The sequence below is a fragment of the Arthrobacter sp. NPDC055585 genome (assembly GCF_053619115.1).
Genome location: NZ_JBSHIT010000007.1, coordinates 170,958 through 187,626 on the forward strand (window position 1 = coordinate 170,958; position 16,669 = coordinate 187,626).

General features: G+C 66.8%; 15 protein-coding genes. 13 read left to right on the forward strand and 2 right to left on the reverse strand.

What is annotated here, in order from left to right; all coding sequences use genetic code 11:
- The first annotated feature begins 6 nt into the window (after nt 1–6).
- The 11 genes from ACWGQ2_RS13275 to ACWGQ2_RS13325 all read left to right on the forward strand — a co-directional run bounded on the left by ACWGQ2_RS13275 (nt 7) and on the right by ACWGQ2_RS13325 (nt 13,431).
- Complete coding sequence (locus ACWGQ2_RS13275; protein ID WP_452018142.1) at nt 7–1,326, forward strand: dihydroorotase; 1,320 nt, start codon at nt 7–9, stop codon at nt 1,324–1,326.
- Nucleotides 1,314–1,829 (forward strand): PH-like domain-containing protein, encoded by a 516-nt coding sequence (locus ACWGQ2_RS13280; protein WP_452017991.1) that lies wholly within the window; start codon nt 1,314–1,316, stop codon nt 1,827–1,829. The genes ACWGQ2_RS13275 and ACWGQ2_RS13280 overlap by 13 nt, the downstream gene beginning before the upstream one ends.
- Nucleotides 1,830–1,867: 38 nt before the next feature.
- Nucleotides 1,868–3,004: a glutamine-hydrolyzing carbamoyl-phosphate synthase small subunit gene (gene carA / locus ACWGQ2_RS13285; RefSeq protein WP_452018144.1), complete on the forward strand. Its 1,137-nt coding sequence runs from the start codon at nt 1,868–1,870 to the stop codon at nt 3,002–3,004.
- On the forward strand, nt 3,004–6,300 hold the full coding sequence (gene carB, locus ACWGQ2_RS13290; protein WP_452017993.1) for a carbamoyl-phosphate synthase large subunit: 3,297 nt from the start codon (nt 3,004–3,006) through the stop codon (nt 6,298–6,300). Before carA ends, carB begins: the two co-directional genes overlap by 1 nt.
- Complete coding sequence (gene pyrF / locus ACWGQ2_RS13295) at nt 6,293–7,156, forward strand: orotidine-5'-phosphate decarboxylase (protein WP_452017995.1); 864 nt, start codon at nt 6,293–6,295, stop codon at nt 7,154–7,156. The genes carB and pyrF overlap by 8 nt, the downstream gene beginning before the upstream one ends.
- Nucleotides 7,157–7,298: 142 nt before the next feature.
- Nucleotides 7,299–7,616, forward strand: a complete 318-nt coding sequence (gene mihF / locus ACWGQ2_RS13300; protein ID WP_091604601.1) for an integration host factor, actinobacterial type — start codon at nt 7,299–7,301, stop codon at nt 7,614–7,616.
- A 64-nt stretch (nt 7,617–7,680) separates the two neighbouring features.
- Nucleotides 7,681–8,250 (forward strand): guanylate kinase, encoded by a 570-nt coding sequence (gene gmk, locus ACWGQ2_RS13305; protein ID WP_452017997.1) that lies wholly within the window; start codon nt 7,681–7,683, stop codon nt 8,248–8,250.
- Nucleotides 8,251–8,289: 39 nt separating this feature from the next.
- Entirely contained in the window at nt 8,290–8,550 is a 261-nt protein-coding gene (gene rpoZ, locus ACWGQ2_RS13310; protein WP_055241005.1) for a DNA-directed RNA polymerase subunit omega, read from the forward strand.
- Between the two features lie 32 nt (nt 8,551–8,582).
- Nucleotides 8,583–9,869 carry a bifunctional phosphopantothenoylcysteine decarboxylase/phosphopantothenate--cysteine ligase CoaBC gene (coaBC, locus tag ACWGQ2_RS13315; protein WP_452018000.1) on the forward strand — a complete coding sequence of 429 codons (1,287 nt, stop codon included), beginning with the start codon at nt 8,583–8,585 and terminating at the stop codon, nt 9,867–9,869.
- Nucleotides 9,870–10,028: 159 nt separating this feature from the next.
- Complete coding sequence (metK, locus tag ACWGQ2_RS13320; protein WP_452018002.1) at nt 10,029–11,255, forward strand: methionine adenosyltransferase; 1,227 nt, start codon at nt 10,029–10,031, stop codon at nt 11,253–11,255.
- Between the two features lie 4 nt (nt 11,256–11,259).
- Nucleotides 11,260–13,431, forward strand: a complete 2,172-nt coding sequence (locus ACWGQ2_RS13325) for a primosomal protein N' (protein ID WP_452018004.1) — start codon at nt 11,260–11,262, stop codon at nt 13,429–13,431.
- A gap of 3 nt (nt 13,432–13,434) precedes the next feature.
- Here the strand turns inward: ACWGQ2_RS13325 and ACWGQ2_RS13330 are convergent, their stop codons facing one another.
- Nucleotides 13,435–13,848, reverse strand: coding sequence for an Hsp20/alpha crystallin family protein (locus ACWGQ2_RS13330; protein ID WP_452018006.1), 414 nt, complete (start codon nt 13,846–13,848; stop codon nt 13,435–13,437).
- Nucleotides 13,849–13,941: 93 nt separating this feature from the next.
- Here ACWGQ2_RS13330 and ACWGQ2_RS13335 point away from each other — a divergent pair, with 93 nt between their 5' ends.
- Together ACWGQ2_RS13335 and ACWGQ2_RS13340 are read left to right on the forward strand one after the other, a co-directional pair.
- Nucleotides 13,942–14,463, forward strand: a complete 522-nt coding sequence (locus tag ACWGQ2_RS13335; protein ID WP_452018008.1) for a DinB family protein — start codon at nt 13,942–13,944, stop codon at nt 14,461–14,463.
- 103 nt (nt 14,464–14,566) lie between these two features.
- Nucleotides 14,567–15,580, forward strand: coding sequence for an NADP-dependent oxidoreductase (locus ACWGQ2_RS13340; protein WP_452018010.1), 1,014 nt, complete (start codon nt 14,567–14,569; stop codon nt 15,578–15,580).
- Here the strand turns inward: ACWGQ2_RS13340 and ACWGQ2_RS13345 are convergent.
- Nucleotides 15,577–16,668 carry a glycosyltransferase family 4 protein gene (locus ACWGQ2_RS13345; protein ID WP_452018011.1) on the reverse strand — a complete coding sequence of 364 codons (1,092 nt, stop codon included), beginning with the start codon at nt 16,666–16,668 and terminating at the stop codon, nt 15,577–15,579. The genes ACWGQ2_RS13340 and ACWGQ2_RS13345 overlap by 4 nt on opposite strands.
- Nucleotide 16,669: the final 1 nt, after the last annotated feature.

Genomic DNA, 16,669 nt, shown 5'->3' on the forward strand with positions numbered 1-16,669 from the left:
ACCTACCTGCTCCGCGGTGCCTCGCTGCTGGGCAAGGACCGCGCCGATCTCCTGATCCGCAACGGCCTCATCGACGCCGTGGGTCCGAACCTTGAGGCACCTGAGGGCGCCCTGGTAATCGACGCCGAAGGGCTCATCGCCCTGCCGGGCATGGTGGACCTGCACACCCACCTGCGTGAACCCGGCCGGGAAGACGCCGAAACGGTTGAAACCGGTACCCGCGCCGCAGCCCTGGGCGGCTTTACCGCCGTGCATGCCATGGCCAACTCCAATCCCGTGGCGGACACCGCCGGCGTGGTGGAGCAGGTCTACAGCCTTGGCCTGAAGTCCGGCTGGGCTGACGTCCGCCCGGTGGGCGCAGTGACCGTGGGCCTGAAGGGTGAACGGCTGGCCGAACTCGGTGCCATGGCAGACTCCCGGGCCCGCGTCCGGGTCTTCTCCGATGACGGTATGTGTGTCCACGACCCGGTGCTGATGCGCCGCGCGCTCGAATACGTCAAGGCGTTCGACGGCGTTGTGGCCCAGCACGCGCAGGAACCGCGCATGACCGACGGCGCGCAGATGCATGAGGGCGAAGTCAGCGCCGTCCTGGGCCTGCCCGGCTGGCCTGCCGTGGCCGAGGAATCCATCATTGCCCGCGACGTCCTGCTGGCCCAGCACACCGGGTCCCGGCTCCACGTCTGCCACGTCTCCACGGCGGGCTCGGTGGAGATCATCCGCTGGGCCAAGGAGCGGGGCATCAACGTCACCGCAGAGGTCACGCCGCACCACCTGCTGCTGACGGACGAGGCCGTCCGCAGCTATGACCCGGTGTACAAGGTGAACCCGCCGCTGCGCACGGAGTCCGACGTCGAGGCGCTGCGCCGCGGCCTTGCCGACGGCACGATCGACATCGTCGGCACCGACCACGCCCCGCACCCCAGCGAGCACAAGGAGTGCGAGTGGGCGCAGGCCGCCATGGGCATGACCGGACTTGAAACGGCGCTTTCCGTGATCCAGGCCACCATGATTGAGACGGGCCTGATGGACTGGGCAGGGTTTGCCCGCGTGACTTCCACCACGCCGGCACTGATCGGACGCGTGAAAACACAGGGAAGGCCGCTTCAGGCGGGCGAACCGGCCAACGTCATATTGGTCGACCCAGCTGCGCGGCGCACCGTGGACCCCCATAAGATGGCAACCATGGGCAAGAACAGTCCTTATGCAGGGCTTGAACTGCCCGGAATGGTCCGAGCCGCCTTCTTCGCCGGACACCCCACCGTCCTGGACGGAGCGCTGAACGGCCCCCGGGCCGCAGCAGCAGAGGAGACACCGTGGATTGGCTGATCTTCCTCATCGGAGTCGTCGTCGCCGCCGCAGTTGTGCTGTCGCTTTTCGCAGTCGGCTGGCGCGGACGCCGCCAGCGCCAGTCGGACATTCCCCGTCCCCGCCCGCTGCCCGAAGACCTCCCGCTGCCCCGGTTCGAAGCTGACGGCCAGTACGTTGCCACCACCACCGCCGGAGACTGGCTGGACCGCGTGGCGGTCTACGGAATGGGCGTGAAGTCCGTTGCCGAAGCTGCCGTCTTTGACGAGGGCCTGCTGTTCGCCCGGAAGGGCGCACCGGACGTATGGATTCCGCGCGGGGACCTGCGCGGTGTCCGCCTGGAGCGCGGGATGGCCGGAAAATTCGTGGAGAAAGAGGGCCTGGTCCTGGTGACCTGGCAGCTCGGCCCCAAGCGTGTCGACACCGGGTTCCGTACCCGGGCAGCCGACCACAAAACCCCCCTGGTTTCGGCCATCAAGGCGCTGCTGCCGGAATCTGCAACATCTAGCGAGGAACAACTGTGACAGTGAACCAAACCCCCGTCCCGAGAACAGCTGTCCTCATGCTGGAGGACGGCCGCAGCTTCCGCGGCCGCAGCTACGGTGCCACGGGCACAGCCCTGGGCGAGGCAGTCTTCGCCACCGGCATGACCGGGTACCAGGAGACCATCACCGACCCCTCCTACGCCCGCCAGCTGGTTGTCCAGACTGCCCCGCACATCGGCAACACCGGTGTGAACAGCGACGACGCCGAGTCCCGCCGCATCTGGGTGGCCGGCTACATTGTCCGCGACGCGGCACGCAAGCCCTCCAACTGGCGCTCCGAGCGCACCCTGGATGAGGACCTGGCAGCCCAGGGCGTCGTCGGGATCTCCGGCGTCGACACCCGGGCCATCACCCGCCACCTGCGTGAGCGCGGCGCCATGAAGGCCGGCATCTTCTCCGGCGAGACTGCCCTGCGCACCGACGCCGAGCTGCTGGCCGAGGTCCGCGCACAGGAATCCATGGCCGGTTCCCGCCTGGCTGAGGAAGTCAGCATCGAGGCCAGCTACGTCGTCGAACCCTCCGCCCACGGCTGGGAGGGCGAACCGCTTTTCACCGTTGCCGCACTGGACCTGGGCATCAAGTCCATGACGCCGGTCCGCTTCGCCGAACGCGGCGTCCGTGTGCACGTTCTGCCCGCGTCCGCCACCCTCGAAGACGTCCAGGCCCTGAACCCGGACGGCGTCTTTATGTCCAACGGCCCCGGCGACCCCGCCACCGCCGACAACCAGGTCAAGCTGCTGCGCGACGTGCTGGACACCGGCACACCGTTCTTCGGCATCTGCTTCGGCAACCAGATCCTTGGCCGTGCGCTCGGCTTTGGCACGTACAAGCTGCCCTACGGCCACCGCGGCATCAACCAGCCCGTCCTGGACCGGCGCACCGGCAAGGTGGAAATCACCTCCCAGAACCACGGCTTCGCCGTGGACGCACCGCTGGACGGTCCCGTCACCGCGCCCGAAGCCCGCTTCGGCAAGGTGGAAGTAAGCCACATCAGCCTCAACGACAACGTGGTGGAAGGCCTCGCCTGCCTGGACATCCCCGCGTTCTCCGTCCAGTACCACCCCGAAGCCGCCGCCGGCCCGCATGACTCCGCCTACCTCTTCGACCGCTTCGTCGACCTGATGGCCTCCAGCAAGAACAAGGAATCCCGCTAATGCCCCGCAGAACCGATCTCAAGTCCGTCCTGGTGATCGGCTCCGGCCCGATCGTCATTGGCCAGGCCGCCGAATTCGACTACTCCGGCACGCAGGCACTGCGCGTGCTGAAGGAGGAAGGCCTGCGGGTCATCCTGGTCAACTCCAACCCGGCAACGATCATGACCGACCCGGAGTTCGCCGACGCCACGTACGTCGAGCCGATCACTCCGGAGGTGGTCGAGAAGATCATCGCCAAGGAACGCCCCGATGCCGTGCTGCCCACCCTGGGCGGCCAGACCGCTCTGAACACGGCGATCGCGCTGGACAAGAACGGCGTGCTGGAGAAGTACAACGTCGAACTCATCGGCGCCAACATCGAAGCCATTGAACTCGGCGAAGACCGCGAGAAGTTCAAGGGCGTCGTCGAACGCTGCGGCGCCGAATCGGCTAAATCGATCATCGTGCACAGCATGGATGAAGCCTTCGCCGCTGCCGATGAACTGGGCTACCCGATGGTGGTCCGCCCGTCCTTCACCATGGGCGGCCTGGGCTCCGGCCTGGCCTACAACGCCGAGGACCTGCGCCGCATCGCCGGAGCCGGTATCCAGTACAGCCCCACCTCCGAGGTGCTGCTCGAAGAGAGCATCCTGGGGTGGAAGGAGTACGAGCTCGAAATGATGCGGGACAAGAACGACAACGTGGTTGTTGTCTGTTCCATCGAGAACTTCGATCCCGTAGGCGTGCACACCGGCGACTCCATCACCGTGGCACCGGCCATGACCCTGACCGACCGCGAGTACCAGAAGCTGCGGGACATCGCGATCGCCGTCATCCGTGAAGTCGGCGTGGACACCGGCGGCTGCAACATCCAGTTCGCCATCGAACCGGACACCGGCCGCGTCGTCGTCATCGAAATGAACCCGCGCGTCTCCCGCTCCTCGGCCCTGGCATCCAAGGCCACCGGCTTCGCGATCGCCAAGATCGCCACGAAGCTCTCGCTGGGCTACACGCTGGATGAGATCCCCAACGACATCACCAAGAAGACCCCGGCGTCCTTCGAGCCGACGCTGGACTACGTGGTCGTCAAGGTTCCGCGCTTCGCCTTCGAGAAGTTCCCGGCCGCGGATCCCACGCTGACCACCACTATGAAGTCCGTCGGTGAGGCCATGGCCATTGGCCGCAACTTCACCGAAGCGCTGCAGAAGGCCCTGCGTTCCCTGGAGCAGAAGGGTTCCCAGCTCAGCTTCGACCCGGTGGACCCGGCAGACGTACCGGCGCTCATCGAAGCCGCCAAGCGGCCCACCACGGGCCGCCTGGCCCAGGTGCAGCAGGCACTGCTGGGCGGCGCCACCGCCGAGCAGCTCTACGAAGCCACCGGAATCGACCCCTGGTACCTGGACCAGCTCGAACTGATCAACGAGGTCGCCGAAGAGATCCGCGGCGCCGCCCAGATCACCGAGGACGTCCTGCGGCTGGCCAAGCGCCATGGCTTCTCCGACGAGCAGATTGGCAAGCTGACCAACCAGTCCGAGGCCGTTGTCCGCGGCGTTCGGCACGTCCTGGGCATCCGCCCGGTCTACAAGACGGTGGACACCTGCGCGGCCGAATTCGCCGCGTACACCCCGTACCACTACTCCTCCTACGACGAGGAGGATGAGGTGGGGCAGCACGCGAAGCCTTCGGTGATCATCCTCGGCTCCGGACCGAACCGCATCGGCCAGGGCATCGAGTTCGACTACTCGTGCGTCCACGCCACCATGGCGCTGCGCGAAGCCGGCCACGAGACCGTGATGATCAACTGCAACCCGGAGACCGTGTCCACGGACTATGACATCTCCGACCGCCTCTACTTCGAGCCGCTCACCCTTGAGGACGTGCTGGAAGTCATCCACGCCGAACAGCGCACCGGCGGCGTGCTGGGCGTCTTCGTCCAGCTCGGCGGCCAGACCCCGCTGAAGCTGGCCCAGGAACTGGCCGACGCCGGCATCCCGATCCTGGGCACCTCGCCCGAGGCGATCGACCTGGCTGAGCACCGCGGTGCCTTCCAGCGCGTCCTGGACGAGGGCGGCCTGATCGCCCCGAAGAACGGCACCGCCGTCTCCTTCGAGGACGCCAAGAAGATCGCCGACGAGATCGGCTACCCCGTCCTGGTCCGCCCGTCCTACGTGCTGGGCGGCCGCGGCATGGAAATCGTCTACGACGAAGCCAACCTCTCCCGGTACATCGCCAACGCCACGGAAATCACCCCGGACCACCCCGTCCTGGTGGACCGGTTCCTGGAAGACGCCATCGAGATCGACGTCGATGCGCTCTTCGACGGCACCGACCTGTACGTGGGCGGCATTATGGAGCACATCGAGGAAGCCGGCATCCACTCCGGCGACTCCGCCTGCGTGCTGCCCCCCATCACGCTGGGTACCGACGTCATCGGCCGGGTAGTCGAAGCCACCCGCGCCATCGCCTCCGGCGTCGGCGTGCGCGGTCTGATCAACATCCAGTTCGCCCTGGCCTCGGATGTGCTCTACGTGATCGAAGCCAACCCGCGCGCCTCCCGCACGGTGCCCTTCGTCTCCAAGGCCACCGGCGTGCAGCTGGCCAAGGCTGCGGCGCTGATCGGCACCGGAACCACCATCGCGGAACTGCGTGCCGCTGGAAAGCTCAAGGCAACCGGCGACGGCTCGGCGCTTCCGCTGGACGCACCGGTGGCCGTGAAGGAAGCCGTGCTGCCCTTCAGCCGCTTCCGCACCCCCGAAGGCACCGTGGTGGATTCCCTGCTCGGCCCGGAAATGCGTTCCACCGGCGAGGTCATGGGCATCGACAAGTACTTCGATACGGCCTTCGCCAAGTCCCAGGCAGCCGCCAACTCCGCGCTGCCGACGGCCGGCAAGATCTTCGTCTCCGTCGCCAACCGGGACAAGCGCTCGATCATCATGCCGGTCAAGCTCATGAGCGACCTCGGCTTCGAGATCCTCTCCACCGGCGGCACCGCAGATGTCCTGCGCCGCAACGGCATCCAGGCCACCACCGTCCGCAAGGTCGGCGAAGGCGCGGGACCGGACGGAGAAGGCACTGTGGTGGACCTGATCACTGCCGGGGACATCAACATGGTCATCAATACCCCCTCCGGCGGCCAGGCCCGCGGTGACGGCTACGAAATCCGTGCCGCCGCGACGTCGATCGGCTGCCCGGTCATCACCACCGTGTCCGAGTTCACCGCGGCCGTGCAGGCCATCGAGGCCATGCGCTCCTACGAGTGGGACGTCTGCTCGCTCCAGGAATACGCAGCCAAGCTTCAGGCTTCCACCGTTGCCTGAGCACAGCACTGACGCTGCCGGCGGGCGCGCACCCTTTGGTGCGCGTCTGCGGGCAGCCATGGACACCCGCGGACCGCTATGCGTCGGCATCGATCCGCATCCGGGCCTGCTGGCCGCCTGGGGACTGAACGACGACGCCGCCGGGCTGGAACGCTTCTCACTCACCGTCCTGGAGGCAGTGGGGGAGCAGGCCGCTGCCGTCAAGCCGCAGGTGGCGCTCTATGAACGCCACGGCTCCGCCGGCATTGCGGTGCTCGAGCGCGTCCTCGCCGCGTGCACCGAGTCCGGTGTTCTCTCCATCGCTGATGCCAAGCGGGGGGATATCGGCTCGACCATGGCTGCCTACGCTGACGCTTGGCTGCAGGACGGCTCTCCGCTGGCAGCGGACTCGGTCACCCTGAGCCCGTACCTGGGCTACGAATCGCTGCGTCCTGCCCTGGACCTGGCGGCTGCCACCGGCAGGGGAGTCTTTGTGCTGGGCCTGACCTCGAACCCGGAGGGCGCCTCCGTGCAGCACGTGGGCGCCGGGCGGTCCGTGGCAGCACGGATTGTGGATGCCGCTGCAGCGGAAAACGCGGCCGCGGCGCCGCTCGGTTCCACCGGACTGGTCATCGGGGCGACCGTTGGCTCCGCCCTTGAGGACCTGGACATCGACCTGGCAGCGGCCAACGCGCCGATCCTGGCGCCCGGTCTCGGTGCCCAGGGCGCTACGGGGGAGGACCTGCGCCGGACCTTCGGAGCGGCCTACGCCAACGTGCTGGCGACCTCCAGCCGGGACATCCTCAAGGCCGGACCGGAACGCGCGGCACTGCGTGAGGCCGCTGCCCGCACGCTGGCGGGCCTGCCACAGCCATAGTGGAAACCGGTACGGCTTACGTACCGGTTTCCATTGCATTGCCCGCACAGTGCGGATAGGTTCGGACCCTAGCCCAAGAAACCGCAAAGCCGCCGGTCACAACCAGTTTGACGGGTGGTCAGTCTTCGCCCGGGAGAGCCAATTGAACCTCAAACCACTGACTGAAGCAGAGCGCACCAGGGCGCGGGAAAAGGCCACCGCCGCCCGCACCGTGCGGGCCGAAATCAAATCCAAAATTAAGTCCGGTGAACTCTCGGTTGAAGAGGTCATCGTCTCCCGTGCTTCCGAGGAAGCCGTAGGGCGCCTGAAGGTCGTGGACCTGCTCCGGGCACTGCCTGGTGTGGGGGAGCGGCGCGCAGCTGGAATAATGGCTACCGTGGGTATCGCCCCAACCCGCCGGGTTCGGGGTCTTGGTGTCCACCAGCGCAAGGCGCTGATCGAATTACTGGAGTCCGACTAAGCCGTTCGCCGCACAACGCGGCCGCGGCGGCGTCGGACCTGTTCCCTAAACAAGTGAGGTCTACGTGTCGCAACCGCGGCTGACAGTTCTGGCAGGTCCCACCGCCGTTGGCAAAGGCACTGTGTCCACCTATATCCGGGATAACTATCCCGAGGTCTGGCTTTCCGTTTCCGCCACCACCCGGGCTCCGCGCCCGGGTGAGGAAAACGGAGTGCACTACTTCTTCGTGAGCGCCGACGAGTTCGACGAGCTTGTCTCTGAGGGGCAGATGCTTGAGTGGGCCGTCGTCCACGGACACAACCGCTACGGCACGCTGCGCCGGACGGTTGAAGCCGCCATGGCCGAAGGCCGCTCGGTCCTGCTGGAAATCGACCTGCAGGGCGCGCGGCAGGTCAAGGAGTCCATGCCGGAGGCGAATTTTGTGTTCCTGGCACCGCCGACGTGGGACGAAATGGTCCGCCGGCTGGTGGGCCGGGGCACCGAAACACCCGAGGAGCAGCAGCGGCGGCTGGAAACCGCTAAACTGGAACTTGCTGCCGAGCCCGAGTTCGATCACACTGTCATCAATGATGACGTTCAGCGGGCTGCAGCAGAGCTCGTTTCACTCATGGGGATCAGCCCTCGCCAACGCTGAGCTGCTGTTCTTGATCCGCACGAAAACTTTGGAGATCTTTTGTCTACCCAGCCTGAAGGCATCATCAACCCGCCGATCGACGACCTGCTGACGGCCGCTGATTCCAAGTACGCCCTGGTCATCTACGGCGCCAAGCGCGCCCGCCAGATCAACGCCTACTACTCCCAGCTGCACGAGGGCCTGTTCGAGTACGTTGGCCCGCTGGTGGAAACCAAGCTCAACGAAAAGCCGCTGTCCATCGCCCTGCGCGAGATCAACGACGGCATGCTGGTAGTCCGCGCCAACGAAACTGCCGAGTAAGGCACTTACCACGGCTAGGAGGTAGGACAGGCGTGCGCATTGTCCTGGGGGTGGGCGGCGGTATAGCTGCCTACAAAGCCGCTTCACTGCTGCGCCTGTTCACCGAAGCCGGCCACAGCGTCCAGGTGGTCCCCACCGAGGCGTCCACCCGTTTCGTCGGTGTGGCCACCTGGGAAGCGCTGTCAGGCCACCCGGTGAGCACCACGGTGTTCGACGCCGTGGACACCGTCAACCACGTCCGGCTCGGCCATGAGGCCGACCTGATTGTGGTGGCGCCTGCCACCGCCGACCTCCTGGCCAGGGCAGCTGCCGGGCTCGCCTCGGACCTGCTTACCAACACACTGCTGATGGCACGCGGGCCGGTGTTCTTCGCCCCGGCCATGCACACCGAAATGTGGAACCACCCGGCCACCCGCGCCAATGTGGCCACGCTTCGGGCCCGCGGCGCCATCGTTATGGAGCCTGCCACCGGACGCCTCACCGGCAAGGATTCAGGCCCCGGCCGGCTTCCTGAACCGGAAGATATCTTCGCGGCGGCGCTGGCCGCCGCCGGCGAAGCTCCGGCCGCGGCGGCCCCTGTGGCAGAAGGCCTTCTGGCTGGCCGCCGGGTAACGGTCACTGCAGGCGGCACCCGCGAACCACTGGATCCCGTCCGTTTCCTGGGCAACCGCTCTTCCGGCAAGCAGGGCGCAGCTATCGCTGCCGCAGCCGTTGCCGAGGGCGCGCAGGTCCGCTTTATCGCAGCACACTTGGAAGTTCCCGTACCCGAGGGTGTGGAACTGGTACAGGTGGAAACCGCGCTGGAACTGCGCGACGCGGTACACGAAGCGGCCCGGTCCACCGACGTGCTCGTGATGTCCGCAGCCGTTGCCGACTTCCGGCCCGGGGAAAACGCGGACACCAAGATCAAAAAGCGCGACGACGGCACCGACCCGGTCATCACCCTGGTACGCAACCCGGACATCCTCGCTGAAACGGTGCAGAACCGCTCAGCGAGCGGAACCGGACCGGACCTGATCGTCGGATTTGCCGCGGAGACCGGTGACGGCGGCGGCTCGGTCCTTGAATACGGACGCCGCAAGCTCGAACGCAAGGGCTGCGACCTGCTGGTCCTGAACCAGGTTGGCCGCTCTCTGGTGTTCGGCCAGGACAGCACCGAAGTGCGCATTCTGTCCCCGCACGAGGATCCCGGCGTCGAGCCGCCGGCACTGACCGGGTCCAAGGCGGAAATTGCGCAGCACCTCGTACAGCGGATCGCCGCTGAACTGGCAAGTTCTGCCGCGCCGAGCGAGGCCGCGGCGCCCGTTCCTCCCGGATAACGCCTCCTGAACATCACCCTTCCCGCCCGTGTTTTCCAGCACAGCACAGCGCAGAAAAGCAGCATTTCCTTCTGTGCAGCAATGCGACCCCAGATGACCGTGCATGGCACGGCCTGACCCCGAACGGGGACTGTCCCCGGAACGAAGTAGAGTAAACCCGTGACTTCCAGCAATACGACTGCCCCCGCCGAAACCAGCGCCCTGCGGCTGTTCACCTCAGAGTCCGTGACCGAAGGTCATCCGGACAAGATCTGTGACCAGATCAGCGACGCGATCCTTGACGGCCTGCTCAAGGCCGACCCTGAATCCCGTGTTGCCGTGGAGACCCTGGTCACCACCGGCCTGGTCCACGTCGCCGGTGAGGTCACCACCGAGGGCTACGTTGAGATCCCGCAGCTGGTCCGGGACACCATTCTCGAAATCGGCTACGACTCCTCAGCCAACGGCTTCGACGGTGCCCGCTGCGGCGTCTCCGTCTCCATTGGCCAGCAGTCACCCGAGATCGCCTCCCGCGTTTTCAACTCGGTTGAGAACCGTTCCGGAGACACCGTTGATCCACTCGACGCCCAGGGCGCCGGCGACCAGGGCATTATGTTCGGTTTTGCCAGCGACGAAACCAGCGTGCTGATGCCTACACCCATCTGGCTGGCCCACCGCCTCTCCGAGCGCCTCACCCAGGTCCGCAAGGACGGTTCACTGCCCTACCTGCGCCCGGACGGCAAGACCCAGGTCACCATCGGCTACGACGGCGACCGTCCGGTCTCCGTGGACTCGGTGGTCGTCTCCACCCAGCACGCCGCTGACCTTGATCAGGGACAGCTGCACCGGGACATGGTGGAGTACGTGGTCAACCCCGTGCTTGCCGGAACGGAACTGGACACCTCGTCCGTCCGCCACATCATCAACCCCGGCGGACCTTTTGTCATCGGCGGCCCGGTAGGAGACGCCGGCCTGACCGGGCGCAAGATCATCGTGGACACCTACGGCGGATTCTCCCGCCACGGCGGCGGTGCCTTCTCCGGCAAGGATCCGAGCAAGGTTGACCGTTCCGCGGCCTACGCCATGCGCTGGGTCGCCAAGAACGTGGTAGCCGCAGGCCTGGCCCGCCGGGCCGAGATCCAGATCGCCTACGCGATCGGAATGGCCCGCCCGGTAGGCATCTACGTTGAGACCTTCGGCACCGAAACGGTTGATCCGATGCAGATTTCCAAGGCCATCAATGAGGTCTTCGACCTGCGTCCGCTGGGCATCATCAACGCCCTGGACCTCAAGCGGCCGATCTACCAGAAGACCGCCGCGCACGGCCACTTCGGCCGGGAAGACGAAGGCTTCACCTGGGAGCGCCTCGACAAGGTCGAGGAACTGCGCCGCTGGTTCAGCGCCTAGTCCCATGGGAGAGCATCCGCCGCAGCGTCCGCCCCAGGGGCAGCGCGCTTCGGAGGAGGAAGCCGTGCAGCTGTCCCTGCTGCACGGCTTTGCCCCGCCCGCCGCGCCGGTGGGGAAATCCCGTCCGGCACCGGACCTGCCCATCGCCCGGGTGCTGCTGGATTCACCCCTGCCGCACCTTGACCGTCCCTTTGACTACCTTGTCCCTGCAGAGCTAAGCGACGCCGCCGCACCGGGTGTCCGTGTGAAGGTACGCTTTGGCGGTCAGGAACTGGCCGGGTTTCTTACCGAACGGCTTGAATCCACAGAAACGACCGCACGCCTGGTGAACCTCGGGAAGGTTATCTCGCCGATCCCGGTGCTCAGCCCCGAAATCCTCTCCCTGGCGCAGTCCGTGGCGGTGCGGTACGCGGGCTCGGTCCACGATGTCCTCCGGGTAGCGGTTCCACCGCGCGTAGCCCGGGTGGAGAAGGAATTCGCAGACCGGACTGCGGGAGCCGCCGCTGAAGCCCGGGCAGACGGCACAACCAGGGCAGACTCAGCGGGGGCCGGCTCCATACCCGCTGAAGCCCCGTCCGAAACTGCGCTGCCCGCGGAGAACCCGTTCCGCCGCTACCCGCACGGCCCGCGTTTCCTGAGCCACCTCGCAGCCGGACACAGTCCCCGCGCCGTGCTCAGCTCCCTGCGCGGCTACGGAGCCGACGCCTGGCCGCAGGAAATTGCTGCAGCCGTGGAAGCGACCGTGCTGTCCGGCCGAGGCGCCGTTGTAGTGGTGCCTGACCAAAAAGACCTGGCCCGCGTCATGGACGCTCTCCAGGACCGGGTGCCCGCCGGCACCGCTGTGCGGCTCACCGGCGAGGACGGGCCCACACCCAGGTACCGCAGTTTCCTGCAGCTGCTCTTCGGCGATGCAACGGTGGCTGTGGGCACCCGGTCCGCTGCCTACGCCCCGGTAGCGAACCTGGGCCTGGTCTGCATCTGGGACGACGCCGATGACCTCCATGCCGAGCAGCGGGCCCCCTACCAGCATGCCCGCGACGTGCTGCTGCTCCGCGCCGAGGCGTCCGGGGCGGCCATGCTGGTGGCGTCCCATACCCGCAGCACTGAAGCCCAGCGGCTGCTTGAATCAGGCTGGGCCGCCCCGCTGCACGCCGAACGAGCGGTGGTACGTGCTTCCACTGCCCGGGTGATGAGCACGGCCGACACCTTCAACATGGAGCGGGACCCGCTGGCAGCACGCGCCCGCATTCCGCACGCCGCCTGGAAAGCCGCCCAGGACGGACTGAAGCGGGGGCCGGTGCTGGTGCAGGTGGCCCGCACCGGGTTCTCGCCGGCACTGTCCTGCCAGGACTGCCGGGAACCGGCGCGCTGCCGGCAGTGCCAGGGTCCGCTGGCGCAGGCCGGGAGGAATTCCCCGCCTGCCTGCCGCTGGTGCGCCCGTCCCGAACCGCGGTGGCACTGCCCGCACTGCGGCAGCTTCCGGCTCCGAGCCTCAACCGCCGGCGCCGGACGCACCGCCGAAGAACTCGGCAGGGCGTTCCCTTCAGTGACTGTCGTGTCCTCCGCCGGAGACCACATCCGTGCTGACGTTCCGGATGCACCGGCGCTGGTAGTGGCTACCCCCGGCGCCGAGCCCGTGGCGCCGTCGGGCTATGCCGCCGCGCTCCTGCTGGACGGCACCGCCATGCTTTCGCGGCAGTCGCTGCGCGCCCAGGAGGAAACCCTGCGCCGCTGGCTCACCGCAGCCGCGCTGGTCCGCCCGGCCGGGGACGGGGGAGTAGTGGTGGTTACCGCGGACGATACGGCTACGGTAGGCCACCTGCTGCGCTGGGATCCTGCAGGCGCGGCCGAACGCGAGCTCGCCCTCCGCCGGGAACTGGGCCTGCCGCCGGCGGTTCGGTACGCCGAACTCACCGGTTCGCGCGAGGGCCTGGACGGATTCGCGGCACGGCTGGGCCTGCCCGAAAGTGCCCGCATCGTAGGCCCCGCACCGGTGGAGGAAGTACCGGCACACGGTGCGGGGGACATCGGACCGCGCTGGCGGACCCTGTGCTTTTTCCCGTACAGCGATGCACCCGCCATCACGCCGGCACTGCGCGCCGCCAAGGCAGCCCTTTCGGCCAGGCGGACCGGAGATCCTGTCTACATCCGGGTGGACGCCCCGGACGGCCTGTAACGCCTAGGCTGCTTCGCCGGCCCGCTGCACGTACTGCACGGGTACGCTTCGCTGCCGTGCGCCGTGCCGCAGCGGGATGTGGAGGCTGAGGACTCCGTTGGCGTAGTGCGGTGCAGCTGCGGCAGGGTCCACGCCCTCGCCCACTGGAATCCGCCGCAGGATCGTTCCGTCTTCGCGTTCGCGGACGTTCCAGCGTGTTGTGCTGTCCATGCCGCGCAGGCTGCGGTGGGCCCGAATCAGCACGGCGTTGCCGTCCAGCTCCACAGAGAGGGAACCCGGGTCAATCCCGGGAAGGTCTGCGTTGAGTACCAGGAAGCCGTCGTGCCGGTACAGGTCTACGGCGGTGCCGCCGCGCGCCTGGCTCCTGGCTTCCAGTGCCGCTCTTTTCCGTTCGTGGTCCTGGGGTGGGACCCCCATCGGCATCAAGATCATCTCCTGGCAGAAGAACTTTTCGGTGCTGCAATTCTAGGAGTGCTGCGGTTCGCAAACCGAATCCTCTACAGTGTGGCAATGGCCATAATCCCCGACACTAAGAACTGGACCTGGGTCCTGGACCGTACCTGCCCCGAGTGCGGTTTCACTGCCTCGGAAACCGCCTACGAGGACATCCCGCAGCTCCTGCTGGAGAATGCACAGGCATGGCAGGACGTCCTGGAGCGCCCGGACGCGGCGGAACGCCCGGATGAGAGCACCTGGTCTGCGCTGGAGTACGCGGCGCACGTCCGGGACCTTTGCTCGGTCTATCGGATGCGGCTGCTGCTGATGGTGGACACCGACGGTGCCGAGTTTGCCGACTGGGACCAGGACGCAACCGCCGTCGCCGAACGGTACGGCGAACAGGACCCCGCGAGGGTTGCCGCGGACCTGGCCGATGAAGCCGAAGCGACGGCGGCCGCCTTTGCCGCCGTCGAACTCCAGGCCCGTTCACGGCGCGGGCGCCGCTCGGACGGCAGTACTTTCACCGTTGAGTCCCTGGCCCGGTACTTTATGCACGACGCCGCCCACCACCTGTGGGATGTCCGGATCAAGTGAGCGGCGCAGGGCGAAGCGGTCTGCGGCATGCCCCGGCGCATGATAGACAGGTTGCTTATGTTTTATCTGCGCCCGGCACAGGCCGGTGCCTGAGAGGAGATCCATGACGTACCCCGCAGCCAGCCGTGAAATCCAGCTTGCCTCACGTCCCGATGGATGGCCGGCGGAAAGCAACTTCCGGCTTGCCGAGGCAAAGGTTCCGGAACTGCAGGACGGACAGATCCTGGTCCGCAACACGATGATGTCGGTTGATCCGTACATGCGCGGACGCATGAATGACGTGAAGTCCTACGTCCCGCCGTTCCAGCTGGATGCCCCGCTTGAAGGCGGTGCCGTCGGTGAAGTCGTGGAATCACGTGCCGACACACACAAGGCGGGCGATACCGTCCTCCACAACCTTGGCTGGCGGGACTACGCGGTCCTTGATGCCCGGCGCGCCCGCGTCGTGGACACCGGCATCGCGCCGGCCAGCGCCCACCTCGGTGCCATGGGCCTGACGGGCCTCACGGCCTGGGCCGGCCTGACGAAGGTAGCGGATCTGCGCGAGGGAGACGCGGTCTTTGTCTCCGGCGCGGCAGGGGCTGTCGGGTCCATGGCAGGACAAATTGCCAGGGCCCTCGGCGCCAGCAGGGTCATTGGCAGTGCGGGGTCGGATGAGAAGGTGGCCAGGCTGCGTGAACTCGGCTTTGACGCCGCCTTCAACTACCACGACGGGCCAGTGAAGACCCAGCTCAAAGAGGCCGCCGGCACCGACGGAATCGATGTCTACTTCGACAACGTCGGCGGGGACCACCTGGAGGCGGCAATCTCCGTGCTGAACAAATACGGGCGGGTCGCCATGTGCGGAGCCATCTCCTCCTATAACGCCACAGAACCGCAGAGCGCTCCCCGCAACCTGTTCCAGGCCATCGGCAAGGAACTGACCCTCAAGGGTTTTATTGCCAACAGCTACAACCAGTACGCGGGGGAATTCGCGTCCCTCATGGCCGGCTGGCTCCGGGACGGCAGCGTCACCTACGACGAGACATTCGTCGACGGACTCGAAAACGCCCCGCAGGCCTTCATCGACCTGATGAAGGGCGCGAATACGGGAAAGATGATCGTCCGGCTGGGCTAGGCTTTCCGGGGCCGGGCCGCAAACTCCCGGGATGCTTCGGCTGCAGCCTCCAGAAGCTGCTTGGCGGAAGCCTCCCAGTCGTACACGGCGGCCCGGGCCACCCCGGCCCGGGAAGCTTCACGCCAGCGGTCCGGATCCGAGAGACTGTCAACGGCACGGGCAAACCCTTCGGGGCTGTCCGGGTCCACAAGCAGGGCGGCCCCGCCGGAGACTTCCCGGAAAATCGGCGTATCAGCAGCGATCACCGGGGTGCCGGCCGCCATCGATTCAATGATGGGAAGGCCGTAGCCCTCCGCCTTCGAGAGCGAAACCAGCGCGGTGGCACGCCGCAGCAGCTCGTCGTACTTCGCATCCGTGACACCGTTGTGGAACACCACCCGGGACGGATCAGTGCAGAGCGCTTCAAGCTCGCTGCGCCGGACAGGGGAAATCCTGCTGAGCAGGTGCAGGGTGTAGCCCGGCAGGTTGTCCATGGCCCGCACAATCGTCTCAACGTTCTTGTACGGCATAAAAGAGCCCATGTAGAGCAGCGACTTCTCCGGCGGCCGGGACTCATCCCGCGGAACGGTGCCGGGCTGTGGCGCGTTTGAAACCATCCGCACCGGACGCCGGGTCAGCCGGTGCCGGTCCATCAGCCCGCGTGTGGTGTCCGAGATCGTGGCAACGACGTCGGCCCTGTTCAGCAGCACCCTCTGCGGCCAGTAAGCCAGGTGGTAGAGCCGCCACAGCGCCCGGACCGGCAGCGGCAGGAACCCCGGCGGCGTCGGGTTCTGATAGTAGATCAAGTCATGCAGGGTCAGGATCAGCGGATAGCGCCGCCCCCAGCTGCCCATGGTCTGCATCGGACAGACTACGACGTCGGCGCCCAGCCGGTTTACGTGCCGGGCCACAAAGAGCTCGGCGGGGGAAAGCGGGGAATTGATCCTGGTCCAGGGCAGGCTGGGCAGCAGTGCCAGCTGCCGTTCATCGCTGATTAGCATCCGAACGTCAGCGTGCCGGGAGACTGCCTCCATGAGGCTGGCGCCGTAACGGCTGATGCCGTCGTGCTGGTCCGTGCGGGTGAAACGGGCGTCAAAGACAATTCTCATG

What these genes read in the sequence shown, in the direction of transcription:
- carA (WP_452018144.1), top strand. Translation starts at nt 1,868, where the DNA reads ATGCTGGAGGACGGCCGCAGCTTCCGCGGCCGCAGCTACGGTGCCACG.
- carB (WP_452017993.1), top strand. Translation starts at nt 3,004, where the DNA reads ATGCCCCGCAGAACCGATCTCAAGTCCGTCCTGGTGATCGGCTCCGGC.
- ACWGQ2_RS13325 (WP_452018004.1), top strand. Translation starts at nt 11,260, where the DNA reads ATGGGAGAGCATCCGCCGCAGCGTCCGCCCCAGGGGCAGCGCGCTTCG.
- ACWGQ2_RS13330 (WP_452018006.1), bottom strand. Translation starts at nt 13,848, where the DNA reads ATGGGGGTCCCACCCCAGGACCACGAACGGAAAAGAGCGGCACTGGAA.
- ACWGQ2_RS13335 (WP_452018008.1), top strand. Translation starts at nt 13,942, where the DNA reads ATGGCCATAATCCCCGACACTAAGAACTGGACCTGGGTCCTGGACCGT.
- ACWGQ2_RS13340 (WP_452018010.1), top strand. Translation starts at nt 14,567, where the DNA reads ATGACGTACCCCGCAGCCAGCCGTGAAATCCAGCTTGCCTCACGTCCC.
- ACWGQ2_RS13345 (WP_452018011.1), bottom strand. Translation starts at nt 16,668, where the DNA reads ATGAGAATTGTCTTTGACGCCCGTTTCACCCGCACGGACCAGCACGAC.